Source organism: Dyadobacter sp. CY356, assembly GCF_021440195.1.
Classification (GTDB): domain Bacteria; phylum Bacteroidota; class Bacteroidia; order Cytophagales; family Spirosomataceae; genus Dyadobacter.
Genome location: NZ_JAJTSZ010000001.1, coordinates 809,733 through 827,045 on the forward strand (window position 1 = coordinate 809,733; position 17,313 = coordinate 827,045).

The following is a 17,313-nucleotide window of genomic DNA, read 5'->3' on the forward strand; positions in this document are numbered from 1 at the left end:
AGAAACAGTATGAAAAGATATATCCAAGTATTGACGGCAGGAATTTTATTGACCTTAACAGCCTGCCAGGATCTTGACAGGGAGTTTGTCACCTCAATCGGGAGGAATGAGATCGAACAGTCCTTTACCAATGTCCAGAATTTACTGAACTCCATTTACGCCGACATACCTGATGGAACGGTATACATCGGCGGCGCGGCGATGATGGCATCCGCTTCGGACGAATCGGAGTTTACAACTGAAAATAATGCCATTCAGGCTTTTAACAGTGGAAGCTGGAGTGCGGTGAGCAATCCTGACCCTGTCTGGGCGACTTACTACCGCGGCATCAGAAAAGTGAACCAGTTTCTGTTATCAACCGATGATATTAATCTGGATCCTTGGAAACTTGACCCGTCGTCATCTGCGCAGGCTGTGTACAATACCAATCTGGCAGCTATTACCAGATGGAAATACGAGTCACGTTTTCTGCGTGCATACTTTTATTTCGAACTTGTGAAACGTTACGGTGGCGTCCCGATTTTAAATAACGTTTTTTCACTGGAAGATGACTACACGAAAGTTGGGAGGAATTCGCTGGAAGAGTGCATTCAGTTTATAACCTCAGAATGCGATTCGGCGGCCGTTAAGTTACCGCTTAATGGGTCAACTGCTCCTTATGTGGCCGGTACAGATTTGGGCAGGGTGACAAAAGTAGCGGCGCTGGCGCTGAAAAGCCGGGTGTTATTGTATGCTGCCAGTGAGCTTTTTAACAATCCATCCTGGGCGGGCGGATTTGCCAAACCTGAATTGATTTCTCTGCCAGTAGGTGATCGGGCAGCACGCTGGAAAGCGGCTTCTGATGCTGCCAAGGCTGTTATCGATGCCGATGCACTTCCAAATTTGGGTAATTACAAATCGCTTTTTAATACTTTCAATAACAACGAAATCATTTTTACCAGGCGCAACGGTGCGAGCAACCAATTTGAAAAGAACAACTCGCCGATCGGTTTTAATCTCGGGCTAAGCGGAAATACGCCTTCTCAGGATCTTGTGGATGCATATGAAGTGAAGGTCAATGCGACTACCGCCGTGAAGTTCAACTGGAACGATCCGGTTATGGCTGCTAACCCGTATGCGAACCGTGATCCTCGACTGGCGATGTCAGTCATCACCAATAACAGCACGTTTGGTACTCCGCAACGAAAAGTCCAGCTTTGGTCGGGTGGACTGGATGGAAAACCTATCATCAATGCTTCCAAAACTGGCTATTACCTCAGAAAATATCAGATTGAAAGCCTCAACCTGCTGAACGGAAATACAGGCGTACACAGCTGGATCATCATCCGTTATCCCGAAATTTATCTGAATTATGCTGAGGCACTCAATGAGTGGAGCCCGGGTAATCCTGATATTAAAAAGTACGTAGATATGGTTCGTGCCAGAACAGGTGTAGCCATGCCGCCGCTGCCTGCCAGTTTGTCCCAGGTCGAAATGCGCGAAAGAATCCGTAATGAAAAACGTGTGGAATTTGCTTTCGAGGACCACCGCTTCTGGGACGTGCGTCGCTGGATGCTGGCAGAAACGACACTGGGCACTCCATTGCGCGGGGTTTCAGTTTCCAGGGTCAACGACAGCACTTTCACCTATCAACCCACCAAAGTAGAGGATAGAGTCTTTACAGCTAAAATGTACCTTTATCCGATTCCACAGGGCGAGATCAGTATTTCGAGCGCATTGATACAGAATCCACTGTGGTAATTTGAGGTCAGAAATGCATTTAAATTAAATTGACCAATCATATCCATTTGAACATTTGAAAATAGCTTACATCATAATCGTTTTGCTGACTGTCAGCCTGGGATGCAGCGCGCAGATAGACAAACCTCAAAAGACGTCAGTTCCGCCTGCATCTCCGGCGGAACTTATCTTTCAATCTGGTTTTGAGGCAGGATCAAAAGTAGTCCCCGACGGCACCCGGCACGATATGATCGGGCAGGACAATTCGCTGTCTGAAAAAAGTGACTGGGTAAATGACCTGGAAAATAAAGGCGGTACCACATTTCGGTTTGAATACACCGGAGGAGATGACAGCAAGCGGTATACAGACATTGTATCGGATCCTGTAAATCCAAAAAATAAAGTGCTCCACTTCTGGCTGAATGACTATTGGCTTGCCAGTGAAAATCAGGAAAAAGCGCGTGTTCAGGCAGATTTGTATGGGATCAAGGGAGGTTATAAGGAATTTTACCAATCGGTCAGGGTATATCTGGCTGACGATTTTAATACGTTAAAAAAATATCCCAAAGGTATATCCTGGCTGACCATATCCGAATTCTGGAACAATGAATGGTGGGCGTCCACGGAAAAATATGGCTTCCGGATCACATTAGGGATCGGGAAACCTGCGGGCGAAAGCGATCTGTATTTTATACTAAACGCTGAAAATGCCGGTCAGAAAGAAGTCTGGAAAGCAAAAAATGACAGCGTTAAAGTCCCGGTCGGAAAGTGGTTTACGATGGACTATTATTTCAAAGAAGGGGACAATCAAACGGGCAGATTTTACATGGCCATTACCCCCGACGGTGGAAACAGACAGGTGGTCTATGATGTTAGAAATTTTACACACAATACCTTCGATCCTGCTCCCAACGGACTTACAGGTTATAATCCAATGAAACTTTACACCTCCAAAGAATTGGTAAGTTTTATGAAATCGCAAAGCAAAACGCTGCAAATCTATTGGGACGATTTTAAACTCTGGAAAAATAAACAACCTTAATAAAAATGATGAAATTGAGCGCTTGCATACTATTAGCCATTTGTTTTTTCAATAATGCTTACGCAACAACCAGTTACTATGTCTCTCCCAATGGAAGTGATGGTAACAGCGGAAAATCGCAGGCAAAAGCATTTCAAAGTCTTCAGAAAGGCGCTGACACAGCCCAGCCGGGAGACACCGTTTTTGTACTCAATGGAACCTACAATACCACCTCAGGGGCGATCCTGAATATAAAAAATTCAGGCAGAGAAGGTGCTTACATTACCATTAAAGCGTTAAAAGGCCACAAACCAAAAATTACGGCGGCCGGAAACGTTTGGAACGCGGTGTCTGTCAATGGCTCTTACATTCTGCTGGAAGGATTAGAACTGGCAGGCAACAATGCCAATCTTACCTACGAGGGAGCGATGGCAGTTTACAACGAGCATATCAATGGCGGAACAAACTACGCTTATTATGCCGGATATAATACCAATGCGATTACCATCGGTGGCCCAAAAAAAGAATCCAGATTTCCGCATCATATCATAGTCCGGCATTGTACCGTACATGATTTTCCAGGCGGCGGCATCAATGCAATCCAGGCGGACTACCTGACGATCGAGAACAATGTTGTTTTTAATAATGCGTGGTATATGATGTATGCCGGAAGTGGTATCAGCATTCTGACGCCGTTTAACAGCGATAGGATAACTACCTATAAAAACTTTATCCGAAACAATGTCGTCAGCAATAATAAAACTACGGTTCCCTGGGCTCAGCTTAAAAGGCTTAGTGATGGAAACGGCATTATTATCGACGTGAATCAGCATGCTTATGATAATCAGGATGCGGCATCGGCAACGGCTGACCAGGCATATACAGGCAGGACACTGGTTGAAAATAATGTGAGTTTCAATAACGGCGGGTCCGGAATTCATTCTTTCAAAGCCGACCATGTGGATATCATTAACAACACGGCTTACCATAACGGTACGGTCATGAACTATCCCGATATTTACACTAACCAGTGCCATGACGTAAATATCATCAACAACATTATGTTTGCGCGGGAAGGCGGGCAGTGCAATTCGATGCCAAAAAATCCGACGGAGATTTATGCAAATAATATTTATTTCAACGGTAAAGTCGGTTTTAAAGGTAAAAACGATATTGAGGCCGATCCGCAATTTGTAAACCCATCGACAGATCATGCGAAGGCTGATTTTAAAGTAAAAAAAGGTAGTCCGGCTATAGATCAGGGAAGTCAGGTTAATGGTCAGTATAGTCTTAAAGATATTCTGGGCATTAGCCGTCCCAAAGGTGCTGCGCCAGACCGCGGAGCTTATGAATGTACGGATTGTCAATAATGCAGAAAAGTATGAAAATCCGGGTCCTTTTTTCTGTACTTTTTGTGGTTTTGTCGACGCTGCGAATCAGTGCACAGCAATATAATATAACTGACTTCGGTGCCAAAACTGATAGCACATTCCTAAATACAAAGGCTATTCAATCTGCCATTGACCAATGTTTTGCCAAAGGCGGAGGAGAGGTGACGGTGCCGGCGGGCCGCTATTTTACCGGAACCGTTTTTTTGAAATCCAATGTATATCTCAACCTGATGCCCGGAGCCGTGCTGCAAGGAAGTTACGACGCTACCGATTATCCTGACCATTCGATTCTGGCGGCGAAAAAGTTTGGCACCATAACCCACAACGGTCTGTATGTCGAAAGTATGAAAGCGATCATCATTGCAGACGGTGCGGCGCATACCGGCATATATGGCTTAGGTGCTATCAGGGGCGCTGGCGATGGAAAGGAATTTCAACTCGGGTTGAATAAAGATGGCAGGCCAAAAAACCTGTTTTTTATAGGTTGTACGGATGTGCTGCTGAAAGGCATTCAGGTACTCAATTCGGCGCAGATTACCATTTCAATTTCAGGTTGTGAGCGTGTGAATGTCGACGGCATTTATCTTCGAAGTATGTCCAACTGGAACTGCGATGGCCTGGATATGGATGCGAAAGATGTTACCATCGCTAATTGTATTATTGATGCCGAAGATGACGCGCTTTGTTTTAAAAGCGAGTATCTGGAAAAATTCTGCGAGAACATCACGGTCACCAACTGTATACTTTCATCGCTCTGTAACGGAATCAAGTTTGGCACCGGCTCCCGGACCGGCTTTCGAAACATCACAGTAAATAATTGCATTGTAAAAAAAGCATCATACAACGGATACCGTCACTGGAAAATGACACCGGATCTCGTTGATCAGCCTGATCAGCAGAGCGTGAATACTGGAATTGTTATTCTGGGTGTTGACGGGGGAATTGTTGAAAATATCAATATTTCGAATATTGTCATGTCCGATGTGCTCAGTCCGATTTTTATACGGGTCGGAGGTAGGTTTATGAATCCTGAAAAAAAGCCTTCTGTGATGCGTCATATTTCAATACAGAATATCCGTGCAGAAAGTAGAAGCATCATTCCATCCATCATCGCCGGTTTGGAAAACAGCCTTGTGGAGGATATCAAGCTTTCCAATATTGACATTCAAGTTAAGATCGCCGTAAATGCTGAACTCCTGAAAACTTTTCCTGCTCAAATAAAGGAAGACGTAAAAGGTTACCCTGAAAACCGTCTGACATTCGGTATGCGTTTGCCTGCAAGCGGGTTTTATATCAGGAATGCAAAAGGGATAAGCCTGTCCAATGTTTCATTAACATTTCCTGAGCATGAGTCACGGCCAGCTTTTGTGACGGATCATGTTCAGGGTATTGAATTAAAGGACGTAATAGTAAACGGCCGTAAATTAAGTGATAGCAAGAAAGATTTTTCCCAGTCGGGAAGTGAAAAAATTAATATTCAGAATTAAAATGTTAAATCGTAAACCCTTCTATATTTTCATATTTTTTTATTTATTCCTGTTTTCAAAGGGCTGGTCGCAGGAAAATAATGCGCAGGGAATTACCAAGCGACACTATCAGCTGATCGAGGCGCCCACGAACCCTGAGAAATGGGACGCGTGGAGAAACGAGTTGAAAGTCTGGAAGGATTCTACGCTGCGATATTTGCATTACAACAATGAAAATTACCTCCATCCTGACTTTAAATGGGCTTCCCATGCCTATTCCACATTCTTTTTGATGGCCAATGAAAAGTCACTTTATGATCAGAATGGGAATTTCGATATCCGTGCTTGTTTACAAAAATATGAAGACCAGTACGGTGGCGTGGACGTGGTGGTGCTGTGGCCTACCTATCCGCAGCTGGGTTTTGACAACAGGACACAATTTGATTTCTACCGGAATTTACCCGGCGGTGTCAATGGCCTGAAAAAACTATCCTCTGAGCTTCATGCGATGGGCAAGAGGTTGATGATTGCCTACAATCCCTGGGACAATATTGCCAGAAAACAGGGTATCCGGGATGAGGACGAACTGCTGAAAATGGTGAAAGAAATAGATGCTGACGGGGTTTATCTTGATACAATTTCGATCGTGGACGGTTTTTTTGACAATTTACAGCAAGCCAAAAAAGGTGCCATATTTCAGTCCGAGATTCCAATCAACCCGGAAGCTTTGAACCTCGTACACCAGTCCTGGCTGGAAGTGGGTTGGAACGAAAAATACAAAAATCTGGAATTTGGCGAAGTGCCGCATCTGGTAAGGAACCGCTGGCTGGAACAAAAACATATGATTTACCGGCTGTCAAGATTCAGTCATGAACAATCAACGCTCATCCAAAACGCCTGGGTGAATGGCTGCGGACTGGTGATCTGGGAGAATGTGTTTGGAACTGTAAATCCATTAAACCCGCGTGACAGGTATTATTACAAAGCAGTACTGCCCGTTCTGCGACAGTACACTACTTTTTTTACAGAAGGCGATTGGACACCTTTATTTCCTGTTAAATTAAACCGGGTTTTTGCCTCTCAGTGGAAGCTTGGAAATAAAACGATATGGACCATCATAAACCGTCAGGAGCAACGGACGACCGGGAAGCTTTTTGAGCAGGAATATGTGAAAGGAATGCGTTATTTTGATCTGATCAGCGGAGCTGAAATACACACTACACTTGAAAACGGGAAGGTTAGTATCAACACCGATTTAAAACCCAAAGCCATCGCAGGAATTCTGGCTATCCCCGGAGATGAATGCTCACCCGAATTTTTCGCCTTTCTGAAAAAACAGGCAGAAGCGCATGAAAAGGCAGATTTTAGTATCGCAGTAACACTTCCAACGCACTTACTGAAACCTGTTGGTTTAACACAAAAATACAATACAACGTCGTTTCCTAAGGAAATGTCGCGTATCCCGGTTCCGACAGATTCTGTGCATATGACTTTTGCCTTTCGCCAGCGGGAATGCGGCTTTTACCCGATCGGAAATTATGTGGATTATTCATACAGCCAGACCCGTAACGAGATTACCACGGCAAAAGTAACCACGAAATTACATCCGTTTGCAATGGATAGGACTTTGGTAACCAATGCTCAATTTGCCGCTTTCCTGAAAGCATCCGGCTACAAATCCAGTCATCCTGAAAATTTCCTCAAACATTGGAAAAATGGCAGACCACCCAAAGGTCTGGAAAATCATCCGGTAACCTATGTTGACCTAAATGATGCGCGTGCCTATGCCAAATGGACGAAGAAGCGTTTGCCCACAGAAGCCGAATGGCAATGGGCTGCGCAGAACAGCGGGGAGGCAACTGCTTATCCCTGGGGTAATACACTGGACTCTGCTTTTGTTAATACGGGACAATGGTCTGGTACGACACCGGTCACTAAATTCGAAAAAGGCAAAACAAAAACGGGCCTTTATGACATGAGCGGGAATGTATGGCAAATGACTGAAAGCGAACGTACAGATGGGTACAATGACTATTGCATTTTACGGGGTGGTGCCTGGTATATCAATCGTGCCTCCGAGTGGTATGCGGACCAGGGCGCTCAGAAAACCAATTTTGGCGCCAAGTATCTGCTTACCTGGCCGGGACTGGACCGGTGTGGGACCGTTGGGTTCCGATGTGTCGCTGATCTGGAATGATTAAATATTTTGATCAAAGCAAATAAAAAAAACTATGCTCCTTGGGATTGTTCTTCAATGTCTTGCTGTGTACGTTTTGGTTAGCAATTGCTGATCTGCGCTTATTCGATCCAGGGAAAAGCAAAGACTAATGCAGGTCAATACCCTTGTTTTTTCTGTAATTCACCGGAGAAACGCCCATCTGTTGTTTGAACAATCTTGAAAAATAAAAAGGATCGTCAATTCCGATCTGAGAGGCTACTTCATTGATGCGAAGATCGCTGAAATGAAGTAGCTGGCATCCTTTCTGTATCCTGAGGTGGTTGAAATATTCAATCGGCGTGTAGCCCGTATCCTGTTTGAATTTTCTTGAAAAAAATGAGATGGAAAGGTGCGCAGACTGGGCAATATTATCCAGTGTGATAGCGCGCGAAAGATTTTCCTGCATGAATTTTACCGCCCGGTCGGTCGCGCTGACGTGTGTTGTTACACCATTTTGCCGGCTAAAAAACTCAGGCGCTATAAACGTGGAAAGGTAATAGGGCAGGGACAAGTTTGCGAGCAGCAGGTTGGCGGCACTATAACCTTTCAAAAATGTTGTTGCAATCTGTTTGAAAATCACATTACGCTCGTCTGAAAAACCTACCTGAATGGGCTGGAAGTTTTGGTTTTCTGCACCCATAATCGCATAGGCAGCTTCATTTCCCTGGCTTCCGTTCAGATGAAACCAATAGATACTCCATGGATTTTTTGAGTCTGCGCCGTAAGAATGCGGTATGCCGGTTGGGATAACAATGATTTCGCCTGCGTGAACCGTGATATTTTCGTCCTGTATCTGAATCCAGCCTTTGCCATCGGTGCAGTATAACAGGATAACCTGCGAGATTCCGCCAGGTCGCTGATAATAGTGATGTAATGCCTTTGGATAAAAACCCATACGGGAAATGAACAGCGACCGGATCAGCGGAAGCTCTTCGCAATTGGTAATGGCTATTTTCGGTACCTCAATGATCAATTCTCCTTCAAAACCTCTGCTTTTTCTCATCATACTTCACAAATTCGTTCAAATTACCCCGGTTATGGTCAAAGGTATAATAATCCATGTTTAGAGTAAAATCGTTCAGTTGATATTTCACGGAAAAGATGAATTTTGAATTGTAATAATACAAGTATACAAAATCTGAAAATAGCTGTTTATGGCCCGGAAAGTCAACCTGTTCTTATTTATTTCATTTGTTATTGTATATAGTAATCTGTTCGCCCAGGAAAATTACGCGAAATGGAGCGCTTCGGAGCTGGTATTGAATAATGGACAAGTTAAAAGGGTAATCCACCTTCCTGCTTCCGGGGGACAATACTTTACCTCTGAATACAAACCGGTGGCCGGTGATTTTAAATATTTTGATAAAAAAAGTCCGGAATTTCAGTTTGAGTTTGATGAAAAAGTTTACTCCGGGCTGGGGGAGTGGACTGTGAAGAATATACAAAAGATTCAAGATTCAAAATCAGGTCAGGGCGCTGCTGTAACGCTTTTAAGTGGCGATAAGCAGGTGGAGCTCATAGTGAATTATTTGTTATATCCGGATCTGCCTGTTGTCCGTAAAAGCCTCACGATCAAAAATCTTACCGGTCGCGATGTTCAGCTGGAATCTGTTGATATTGAAAAATTTAAGGTCACACCCTACAATGCAACCACTTTCAGCTGGGTTTGTCACGATTATGGTCGGCGGCGCTCCATAGGCCCTTACGACGGGAATATGCAGGATGCCCTGGTGACGGTGCACAACAGCGACTGGAAGCAAGGAATTGTGATAGGAAACGAAGCATCCGGTGTGGTAAAACATACTTCGGTTTTTTGGGATGAACCTGTCATTTTGAGCGGCCTCACGCATAAGGAAGCACGTTTTCCATTCAGAAAATATATCAAGAAAAGCGATGCTTTCGTAACGCCCCAGGTTTTTACCATGGTTTACAACAATCATAAAGATCCGGACGAGATACTTAATTCTGCCGTTCCGGACTTTATCAGAAAACATATGGGCATATGTCTTTCCGAATTGGAGCAGAAGCCCACTTTTATTTACAATACCTGGGTTCCATTTCGGAAAGATATCAATGAAAAACTGGTGATGGAACTGGCAAAGGCCGCTGCTGATGCCGGAATGAAAGAATTTATTATTGACGACGGCTGGGCTGACAATTATGGTGACTGGGTGATCGACAAGAAAAAATTCCCGAATGGTCTGAAACCGGTTTTTGACTATATCAAATCTCTGGGGATGAAGCCGGGGCTTTGGGTCAGCGTCGGCAGCGCATCTCCGGACAGTAAAGTTTACCAGGCGCATCCGGAATGGTTTGTGCTGGACGAAAAACAGCAGCCTGCCAATTTGCATGAAGATGACCTCAGTATGCGGACGGCCTGTTTTGGTACGGCCTGGAAGGGGTATATCAAGGACGTATTGCTCAAACTGGCACTGGAATATGGGCTGGAATATTTGAAACTGGATTTTACAGTTGTTACCAGTACTTACCGTTTTGGCAATAAGGTAACCGGCTGTTATGCTGCGCGACATCCGGGGCATCGCGACCACCACGAATCTTTATATACCAATTACGAAGAAGTATGGAAACTCTTCGATGAGTTGCATGCAGCTAAACCGTCGCTGTTTATTGATTGTACATTTGAAACGATGGGTGGGCTGCAACTGATCGATTACGCCATGCTCAAACATGCCGAAGGCGACTGGCTTTCCAATTTCTATGGGCCTGGAACACAGGTGGATCTGCGTGTGCGGAATATGGCGTGGTGGCGTTCGCCCGCTGTGCCTGCGACGGCATTGGTTATTGGAAATCCTGAAATGCAGGACGAGGGCTGGGCATTGCATATTAAATCACTGGCTGGCGCCTTGCCTATCATGCTGGGTGATCCAAGAAAACTGTCGGGCCAGGACCTGAAAAAATACCGTGGTTATGCAGACTGGCTGCAACGTATGGAAAACCGGCATCAGATTATGACTTACCGGCAGGATCTGGCCGGGTTTGGCGAACCAAAGGAAGGTGCCTGGGACGGTTTTCAGCGGATTAACACAGAATCAAAATCGGGTGGAACAATCGGCGTCTTTCGGCAAGGTGGAACGGATCAGGAGCGGCAGGTAACCATCCAATATCTTGACCCGAACAAACGATACACGATTATAGAAGCGCTGACCGAAAAGAGCATTGCCTCTGGAACGGGAAAGGAGCTTGCCCAATCCGGGTTCCGCGTAAAGCTGGATGAAATGTACGATGGGAAATTATTTGAAGTAATGGTAGAATGATCACGAAATTTAACAGACAAGATTATGGCAAAGCAAACACTGACAACCGAACAGATTAACCAGTATCATACCGACGGCTATCTGATTATCAGAGCATTTTACGATGCTGATGAAGTGGCAAAATTGTATTCCATCGCCATTGAAGACAGCGCGGTCAGCAAACACGCGATCAACGTGAACGATAGCTCCGGCAAACGCAGCAAGCTCTCGCTCTGGTACAAACCAGGCGACGATGTGTACGGATTGCTCACCCGTGGAGAGACGCTTGTTAAGTCGGTCGATCAGTTATTAGATCGCCAGCCAGGCGACGAGCAGCATTCCGTATGTCACTATCATTCCAAACTAATGCAAAAAGAGCCCAAGGTAGGCGGCGCGTGGGAGTGGCACCAGGATTATGGATATTGGTATAAAAACGAATTCCTGCTGCCCGACCAAATGATGTCTGTCATGTTCGCCATCACGGATGCCAATGAGGAAAACGGCTGTTTGCAGGTGATCAAAGGCTCACACAAAATGGGTAGGGTGGAGCATGGTTTTTCGGGGGAACAGGTTGGAGCTTCGCAACGTTATGTAGACCTTGCACTCCAAACCATGGAGCGGGTATATGTGGAGCTAAAAGCAGGTGATGTGCTCTTTTTTCACAGCAACATTCTGCACCGTTCAGAGGCCAACTTGTCTGATAATCCAAGATGGTCTATGATATCCTGTTACAATCGTTCAACGAATATCGGATATAACGAATCATCGTCATCTTCTGCAAGCATTACACCCATTGAGATCGTCCCGGACAACGCGTTGCTGACCTGGGATGCAACCGGGTTAGCGGAGGATGGATCGGATTTTCTGAGCAAGGAAGCGGATGTATCTTTGAAGTGAGGCTATCGGCAGTCGGCTATCAGCGGCCGGCTTTCGATAGTCGGACATCGGCTCTTGACAGCCGAAAGCTGATAGCCAACAGCCATTTTGACCAATATGAAAAACCAATTATTATGGCAGTCGTAATTGCAACCGGACCTGATGTTATTACCGGAAACTATCAAATCAACAAAGGTTACGTCTACCTGATCAGCACCATTGCGGCTTTGGGCGGTGTGTTGTTTGGGTTCGACCTGGTCATTATTTCCGGGACAGTTTCTTTTTTTGCAAATCATTTTCAACTCAGTGAGCTTGAAACCGGCTGGGCTGTGGGCTGTATTAATCTCGGTGCCGCCATTGGCGCAGTGATCGGAGGCAGGCTTAGCGATACGCTGGGGAGAAAAAAACTTCTGATGCTTTGTGCCGTCCTTTTTGCAATAACCGGCGCAGGTACCGGCTGGGCTGGCTCATTTCCGCTTTTTGTCATGTTCAGGATGTTGAGCGGCGTGGCTGTTGGGGCAGCTGCGCTGGTCTGTCCGATGTACGTGGCCGAGATTTCTCCTTCCGCCATGCGCGGCAGGATGGTATCCTTTTACCAACTGTCCATCGTGATCGGGATTTTACTGGCATATCTGTCAAATTATCTGTTGCTGAACACCGGCGAAAATAACTGGCGCTGGATGTTTTCTTCTCAATCAGCACCTTCATTGTTATTCTTTTTTGGCTTGTTTTTTGTGTCCGAGAGTCCGCGCTGGCTCATTGGTAAAGGGAGAAATCCGGAAGCAGATCAGATTCTGGTACGGATCGGAGGGGCAAGTTATGCCAGAGCAGAGGCAGAACAGATCACGTTAAGTTTTGCTGAAAAGTCAGTAACGAAAGTAGCGGACTTATTCAAAAAAGATGTCCGGCATATCGTCTTCATAGGCATCGTGATCGCCGTATGTTCCCAGGCCGTTGGTCAGAACTCGCTGTTTTCCTACGCTCCTGAACTTTTTAAAAAAGCGGGAATGGCTCAGGATTCTGCATTTTTACAGTCCATTATCATCGGGATCATCAATTTCATATTCACCTTCATCGCCATTGCCACGATTGACCGTGCGGGCCGGAAAAAATTGCTTCAATACGGGTCATTCCTGCTTTTTGCTGATGCGCTGGCTTTGTCGGCTGCGTTTTACTTTCAGTTGCCCGGCATTTGGGTACTGATTTTTGTACTTGCCTTCATTGCCATTTATTCTGCCACGCTGGGTCCTGTAACCTGGGTAGCACTGTCGGAGATTTTTCCCAACAAGATCCGAGGTAACGCTTTGGCTGTTGCAACCCTGGCTTTATGGATCGCTAATTTTTTTACTACCTCGCTGTTCCCGGTCATGAACAAGTACTTCGGCCTGTCGGTAACATTTTTGATACACGCGTTGATCTGTCTTGTTTATTTTCTTTTCATCAAAGCACGGGTACCTGAAACGAAAGGAAAATCACTGGAAGAAATAGAAAAGTTATTGAGCAGGAAATAAACTATCCAAGGGACTGACAGCTGATGTCAGCTTTTTAAGTTCGCTTTCGTATAGAAGTAGGAAATGCCCTTTTCTTTGTCATCATACGTCAGCAACTCTTTGTCCCGGCGGAAATCAAAATAGCTTAAAAGTCCGAAATCACCCGAACAGCAGGCTGTGTGTACCACGAGCATACCCATGATGGTAAGTGTCCAAAGCTTGCCGGTAAAGAACATCAGTATTAGCAACCCAAGTGAAATGACTACAAACGGAGCAAGTGCTACGATCTGAAATTCTTTCCGGTTCGCTACAAATTTGTCAGCAATGGCCATGAAATAAAACTTTTTCAGGTTCGAGTCGTATGATGTATGTTGGGCGCCCTGTGATTTATAGGCCAGTACATGAATGTATTCATGGAGCGGGATCAGTGTGAAGGCAAGTGCTAACCCGTAAGAAAGATGTGTGACGCCATCATCCAGAGAAAACCCGCCGTTGCCCACATTTTTTCCTAAATACCAGCCGGCACATGCCAGAAAGAGCAGATTGATCGACATATAAAACAAAGAAGCACGAGTCCTTTTTTTTATATATTTACGAATGAAAGGCACAATGTCCATGTGACCTAAGGTATCGAGCAAAATGAAATCGCCTCGATTTAACTGTTCCGGATCAAGATTCATATCGCCAGGAATAAAGCATTATTTTTCACTTTCTGATTTCAGCATATCCAGCCAGTACTGCATATCATTACCAAGATCGGAATTCATTTTGGATTTAAATAGCCATACGAGCCAACCTTCCATGCTTTCCTCAACTTTTACCACTGTTTCGTTTCCGTTCGGTTGCAGGTACCAGTTATGAATCGCTGACCCGCCAAATGTGGTACCGCTCCACCCAAAAATATGATTTTCGGAAACAGTATCTAATACCGATTTAATTTTCGCACCATTGACCGTCCAGCTGAATGGCGTACCGGATTTGGCAACATTTTGCATCGAAGCTTTTGTGATTTTTTTGTTCCATTCGGTCCAGCGGTTCACATCTGTTAACACAGCCCATACCTGTTCCGGACGCGCATTGATCTTGATTTCCCTGGCCTGTTTTACCGGAGCATTTTCATTGATTTTCATCGTAACAAAGTTTAAGTGATTTGTTTACACAAATTTGCATAAACCTCGATCCTTCCTGCTTGACTTAAATCAAGAAATTTTCAGGTGCTTATTTGGGGTAAAAAAAGATTTAGTAATCATGTTAAAACTGGTTTTTTAAATCTAAACGGTTGTTGAATGTGATTTTAACAGCTCATAAACATGGCAAGCTGCAAAGGAATTGAAGAGGATAAATTTGTGAATTGCATTTCATAACCAAATTGCGCAGGTGCAAATAAAAATGATTGACCGAAAGCGGGAAATTGTATGAACACCTCTGTTTGTACTTTGAATTGCCATTTAAAGGAGCAGTCTCGTAGCCCGGCGTATCAATAAAATTATGGCGAAGCAATTGTCAAACGATAGACCATACCTGAATCAAAATGCGGTCATTGAGTTGTATTTTAGATGCCGGTTTGCTGTCATTTAACAACAAAAATAATTAAGTGAAAACATATATTTTTAATATTCAAATGGACAGAAAACAGTTTCTCCGGCAACTGGGCGCAATTTCGGCTTCGGGCCTTTTACTTCATTCTGCGATGGCCGCCGCATTGGCCAGGACAAAAAAAATTCTTGTTGTTTCCGGATGGCAGGATGTTAATATTGGCGATATCACGCATACACCCGGTCTGCTGCATATCTTAGAAACCTACTTGCCCGAGGTCGAGATTACACTCTGGAAGCGAAGCCGTGGCGAGGATGTGAAAGCCATGTTGAACAAAAATTTCCCAAAAGTAAAGATCATTTACGGTGATGTAGACAATGCTTTAAATATCAATAATCCGGAGGTTACCGAGGCTTTCAAAACCAATGATTTTATGCTTCACGGCTCTGGCCCCAGTATTGTTGGCCAGGCGAACCTGGAAGCCTGGGTAAAAGCCACTGGAAAACCTTACGGCGTTTTCGGTACAACGATACAGGAAATTAATCCGAAACTGAAAAAGCTGCTTGAAAAAGCAAGTTTTATCTACACACGGGAAACTGCTTCCATAAAAGTATTGAAGGAAAACGGCATCGCAGGAGACCATATCGGATTTGCACCGGATGCCACCTTTTATCTCAATATCGAAAACAAACAGAAAGCAGATGCCTTTCTGACTTCTGCCGGATTGACTCCCGGGAAGTTCATTTGTGCCATTCCGCGATTAAGGTATACGCCTTATTATAAATTTGCCAGCCGTTCGGAATGGTCGGAGGAGCGGATTAAAAAGATGGAGGAGACGAATGAAAAGTACAAAGAAGCGGATCATGCCAAGTTAAGAGAAGCCATTATTGCCTGGGTGCGGGAAACCAGTAACAAGGTGCTTGTTTGTCCCGAAATGACCTATCAGATAGAAATTATGGATGAATTGCTCATTAATCCGCTGCCGGACGATGTGAAACCATTTGTGGTCAAACGCGGATACTGGTTGCCGGATGAAGCTGCCTCGGTCTATGAAAAGGCATTTTCAGTGCTTAGTTTCGAATGTCATTCACCCATTATCGCCGCAGCCAATAACACACTTTTCTTTTATTTGAGGCAACCGGAAGATACCATCAAAGGGCAAATGTATTATGACCTGGGTTTCAATGACTGGGTTTTTGAAATTGAACAGACAACAGGAAAGCAGATTACGGATCGTTTGATGGAAGTCTGGAAAAATCAGGCGGCTTCAAAAGAAAAACTTGCGAAATCGATGCAGAAAGTGAGTGAACTGTACAAAACGGCTACCTCCAAAGTTTCGAGCGTAGTTTAATGAATGTGTAATGAAGGCAGATTTGGCAAAATCAGAAGCTACCTTCTGATTTGCTGAGATTTTTTTTGACAACAGCCTGCGTGTATCTTTTTCTATATTTCATCGGCGATTGTTTTAATATTTTGTTAAAATGTTCACTGAAATTGGACCAATTGTGAAATCCGCTTTCATAACATATTTCGGTAACCGACTTTTCTGTCGTCAGAAGTAAATTACAGGCGTGTGAAATTCTTATTTCGGTTAAAAATTGGATGTAATTTTTCTTGGTATTTTTCTTAAAATAATGGCTGAAAGCCGACTCGCTTTGGTTGGTTATGGCTGCAACATCTTTGAGCAGGATCTTGTTTTGAAAATTTTGCATCGTGTATTCGAAGACCTTATGGATACGGTCCTGATCCTGTTTAGAAAAACTAATGATCGGCGAATTGGTCAGGAAGGTTATTTGATCTGAAATACTGATCTGGTTCAAGCAGTTCAGCAGAGCAGAAAGCTGGGAAAAACCTGTCAAAGATTCTATTGATTTTAATGTATTACCAACCGCCATTTTAAGGTCACCTTTTAACGCAATGCCGTGTGATGCATTTTTTAAAAGGTTGCTTATCTGTTGCATTTCCGGAAGTTTCAGAAATGTATCTCCAAAAATTTCTTCCTTAAACTGAACAACCACAGCACTTCCTATCGATTCTGAATCTTTCTTCCGAAACCAATGCGGCAGGTTTTTGCCAAGTAAAAAGACATCACCTGCTTCATATTCGCCGATAAAGTCACCAACAAATACCGACCCTTGCCCGGTAGTCTCTATAAGGAGCTCATACTCTTCATGTTGGTGCCAGGGTGTTTCAAAATATGGCGTTTTGTATGTTCTGGCCACAAATGATGAACTACTGTCTATCGGTAACTTCTGAATAAATGGTTTCATCTGGTATGTTCTAAATTTCAGGTATTATTTCGACTAGGATATTCAAAATAACATATAAAACTAATGATTTTC

The 17,313-nt window shown here is 44.2% G+C and carries 13 protein-coding genes; 9 read left to right on the forward strand and 4 right to left on the reverse strand.

All coding sequences use genetic code 11. The annotated features are described in order from the left end of the window. Positions 1-9 precede the first annotated feature (9 nt). From LXL81_RS03415 to LXL81_RS03435, 5 genes are read left to right on the forward strand one after another with little or no spacing between them, the layout of a single operon-like run. Complete coding sequence (locus LXL81_RS03415) at positions 10-1,740, forward strand: RagB/SusD family nutrient uptake outer membrane protein (RefSeq protein ID WP_234645298.1); 1,731 nt, start codon at positions 10-12, stop codon at positions 1,738-1,740. Positions 1,741-1,795: 55 nt separating this feature from the next. Further along, positions 1,796-2,761 (forward strand): hypothetical protein, encoded by a 966-nt coding sequence (locus LXL81_RS03420; RefSeq protein WP_234645299.1) that lies wholly within the window; start codon positions 1,796-1,798, stop codon positions 2,759-2,761. A gap of 5 nt (positions 2,762-2,766) precedes the next feature. Further along, complete coding sequence (locus LXL81_RS03425) at positions 2,767-4,110, forward strand: choice-of-anchor Q domain-containing protein (protein ID WP_234645300.1); 1,344 nt, start codon at positions 2,767-2,769, stop codon at positions 4,108-4,110. An 11-nt stretch (positions 4,111-4,121) separates the two neighbouring features. Then, entirely contained in the window at positions 4,122-5,618 is a 1,497-nt protein-coding gene (locus LXL81_RS03430) for a glycoside hydrolase family 28 protein (protein WP_234645301.1), read from the forward strand. 1 nt (position 5,619) lies between these two features. After that, positions 5,620-7,794: an SUMF1/EgtB/PvdO family nonheme iron enzyme gene (locus LXL81_RS03435; protein WP_234645302.1), complete on the forward strand. Its 2,175-nt coding sequence runs from the start codon at positions 5,620-5,622 to the stop codon at positions 7,792-7,794. 127 nt (positions 7,795-7,921) lie between these two features. On the opposite strand, the gene LXL81_RS03440 is transcribed toward LXL81_RS03435, so the two are convergent. After that, positions 7,922-8,821 (reverse strand): AraC family transcriptional regulator, encoded by a 900-nt coding sequence (locus LXL81_RS03440; protein WP_234645303.1) that lies wholly within the window; start codon positions 8,819-8,821, stop codon positions 7,922-7,924. Positions 8,822-8,969: 148 nt separating this feature from the next. Here LXL81_RS03440 and LXL81_RS03445 point away from each other — a divergent pair, with 148 nt between their 5' ends. The 3 genes from LXL81_RS03445 (at position 8,970) to LXL81_RS03455 (ending at position 13,456) form a co-directional block, all read left to right on the forward strand. Next, the gene (locus tag LXL81_RS03445) at positions 8,970-11,090 is read left to right on the forward strand and encodes a glycoside hydrolase family 36 protein (protein ID WP_234645304.1); all 2,121 of its coding nucleotides are present in this window, start codon (positions 8,970-8,972) and stop codon (positions 11,088-11,090) included. Between the two features lie 24 nt (positions 11,091-11,114). Continuing rightward, positions 11,115-11,966 (forward strand): phytanoyl-CoA dioxygenase family protein, encoded by an 852-nt coding sequence (locus LXL81_RS03450; protein WP_234645305.1) that lies wholly within the window; start codon positions 11,115-11,117, stop codon positions 11,964-11,966. A gap of 113 nt (positions 11,967-12,079) precedes the next feature. Continuing rightward, positions 12,080-13,456, forward strand: coding sequence for a sugar porter family MFS transporter (locus LXL81_RS03455; protein WP_234645306.1), 1,377 nt, complete (start codon positions 12,080-12,082; stop codon positions 13,454-13,456). Between the two features lie 26 nt (positions 13,457-13,482). Here LXL81_RS03455 and LXL81_RS03460 read toward each other — a convergent pair whose 3' ends face one another. Together LXL81_RS03460 and LXL81_RS03465 are read right to left on the reverse strand one after the other, a co-directional pair. Then, entirely contained in the window at positions 13,483-14,115 is a 633-nt protein-coding gene (locus LXL81_RS03460) for a DUF3267 domain-containing protein (protein ID WP_234645307.1), read from the reverse strand. A gap of 18 nt (positions 14,116-14,133) precedes the next feature. Then, entirely contained in the window at positions 14,134-14,565 is a 432-nt protein-coding gene (locus LXL81_RS03465; RefSeq protein ID WP_234645308.1) for an SRPBCC family protein, read from the reverse strand. A 491-nt stretch (positions 14,566-15,056) separates the two neighbouring features. Here LXL81_RS03465 and LXL81_RS03470 point away from each other — a divergent pair, with 491 nt between their 5' ends. After that, complete coding sequence (locus LXL81_RS03470; protein WP_234645309.1) at positions 15,057-16,322, forward strand: polysaccharide pyruvyl transferase family protein; 1,266 nt, start codon at positions 15,057-15,059, stop codon at positions 16,320-16,322. 31 nt (positions 16,323-16,353) lie between these two features. Here LXL81_RS03470 and LXL81_RS03475 read toward each other — a convergent pair whose 3' ends face one another. Further along, positions 16,354-17,241 carry an AraC family transcriptional regulator gene (locus tag LXL81_RS03475; protein WP_234645310.1) on the reverse strand — a complete coding sequence of 296 codons (888 nt, stop codon included), beginning with the start codon at positions 17,239-17,241 and terminating at the stop codon, positions 16,354-16,356. Between the last annotated feature and the right edge of the window lie 72 nt (positions 17,242-17,313).

Excerpts from the sequence above, each read along its gene's own strand:
- LXL81_RS03450 (WP_234645305.1), top strand. The coding sequence starts at position 11,115 with ATGGCAAAGCAAACACTGACAACCGAACAGATTAACCAGTATCATACC.
- LXL81_RS03460 (WP_234645307.1), bottom strand. The coding sequence starts at position 14,115 with ATGAATCTTGATCCGGAACAGTTAAATCGAGGCGATTTCATTTTGCTC.
- LXL81_RS03415 (WP_234645298.1), top strand. The coding sequence starts at position 10 with ATGAAAAGATATATCCAAGTATTGACGGCAGGAATTTTATTGACCTTA.
- LXL81_RS03430 (WP_234645301.1), top strand. The coding sequence starts at position 4,122 with ATGAAAATCCGGGTCCTTTTTTCTGTACTTTTTGTGGTTTTGTCGACG.
- LXL81_RS03435 (WP_234645302.1), top strand. The coding sequence starts at position 5,620 with ATGTTAAATCGTAAACCCTTCTATATTTTCATATTTTTTTATTTATTC.
- LXL81_RS03440 (WP_234645303.1), bottom strand. The coding sequence starts at position 8,821 with ATGATGAGAAAAAGCAGAGGTTTTGAAGGAGAATTGATCATTGAGGTA.
- LXL81_RS03470 (WP_234645309.1), top strand. The coding sequence starts at position 15,057 with ATGGACAGAAAACAGTTTCTCCGGCAACTGGGCGCAATTTCGGCTTCG.
- LXL81_RS03425 (WP_234645300.1), top strand. The coding sequence starts at position 2,767 with ATGATGAAATTGAGCGCTTGCATACTATTAGCCATTTGTTTTTTCAAT.
- LXL81_RS03445 (WP_234645304.1), top strand. The coding sequence starts at position 8,970 with ATGGCCCGGAAAGTCAACCTGTTCTTATTTATTTCATTTGTTATTGTA.
- LXL81_RS03455 (WP_234645306.1), top strand. The coding sequence starts at position 12,080 with ATGGCAGTCGTAATTGCAACCGGACCTGATGTTATTACCGGAAACTAT.
- LXL81_RS03465 (WP_234645308.1), bottom strand. The coding sequence starts at position 14,565 with ATGAAAATCAATGAAAATGCTCCGGTAAAACAGGCCAGGGAAATCAAG.
- LXL81_RS03475 (WP_234645310.1), bottom strand. The coding sequence starts at position 17,241 with ATGAAACCATTTATTCAGAAGTTACCGATAGACAGTAGTTCATCATTT.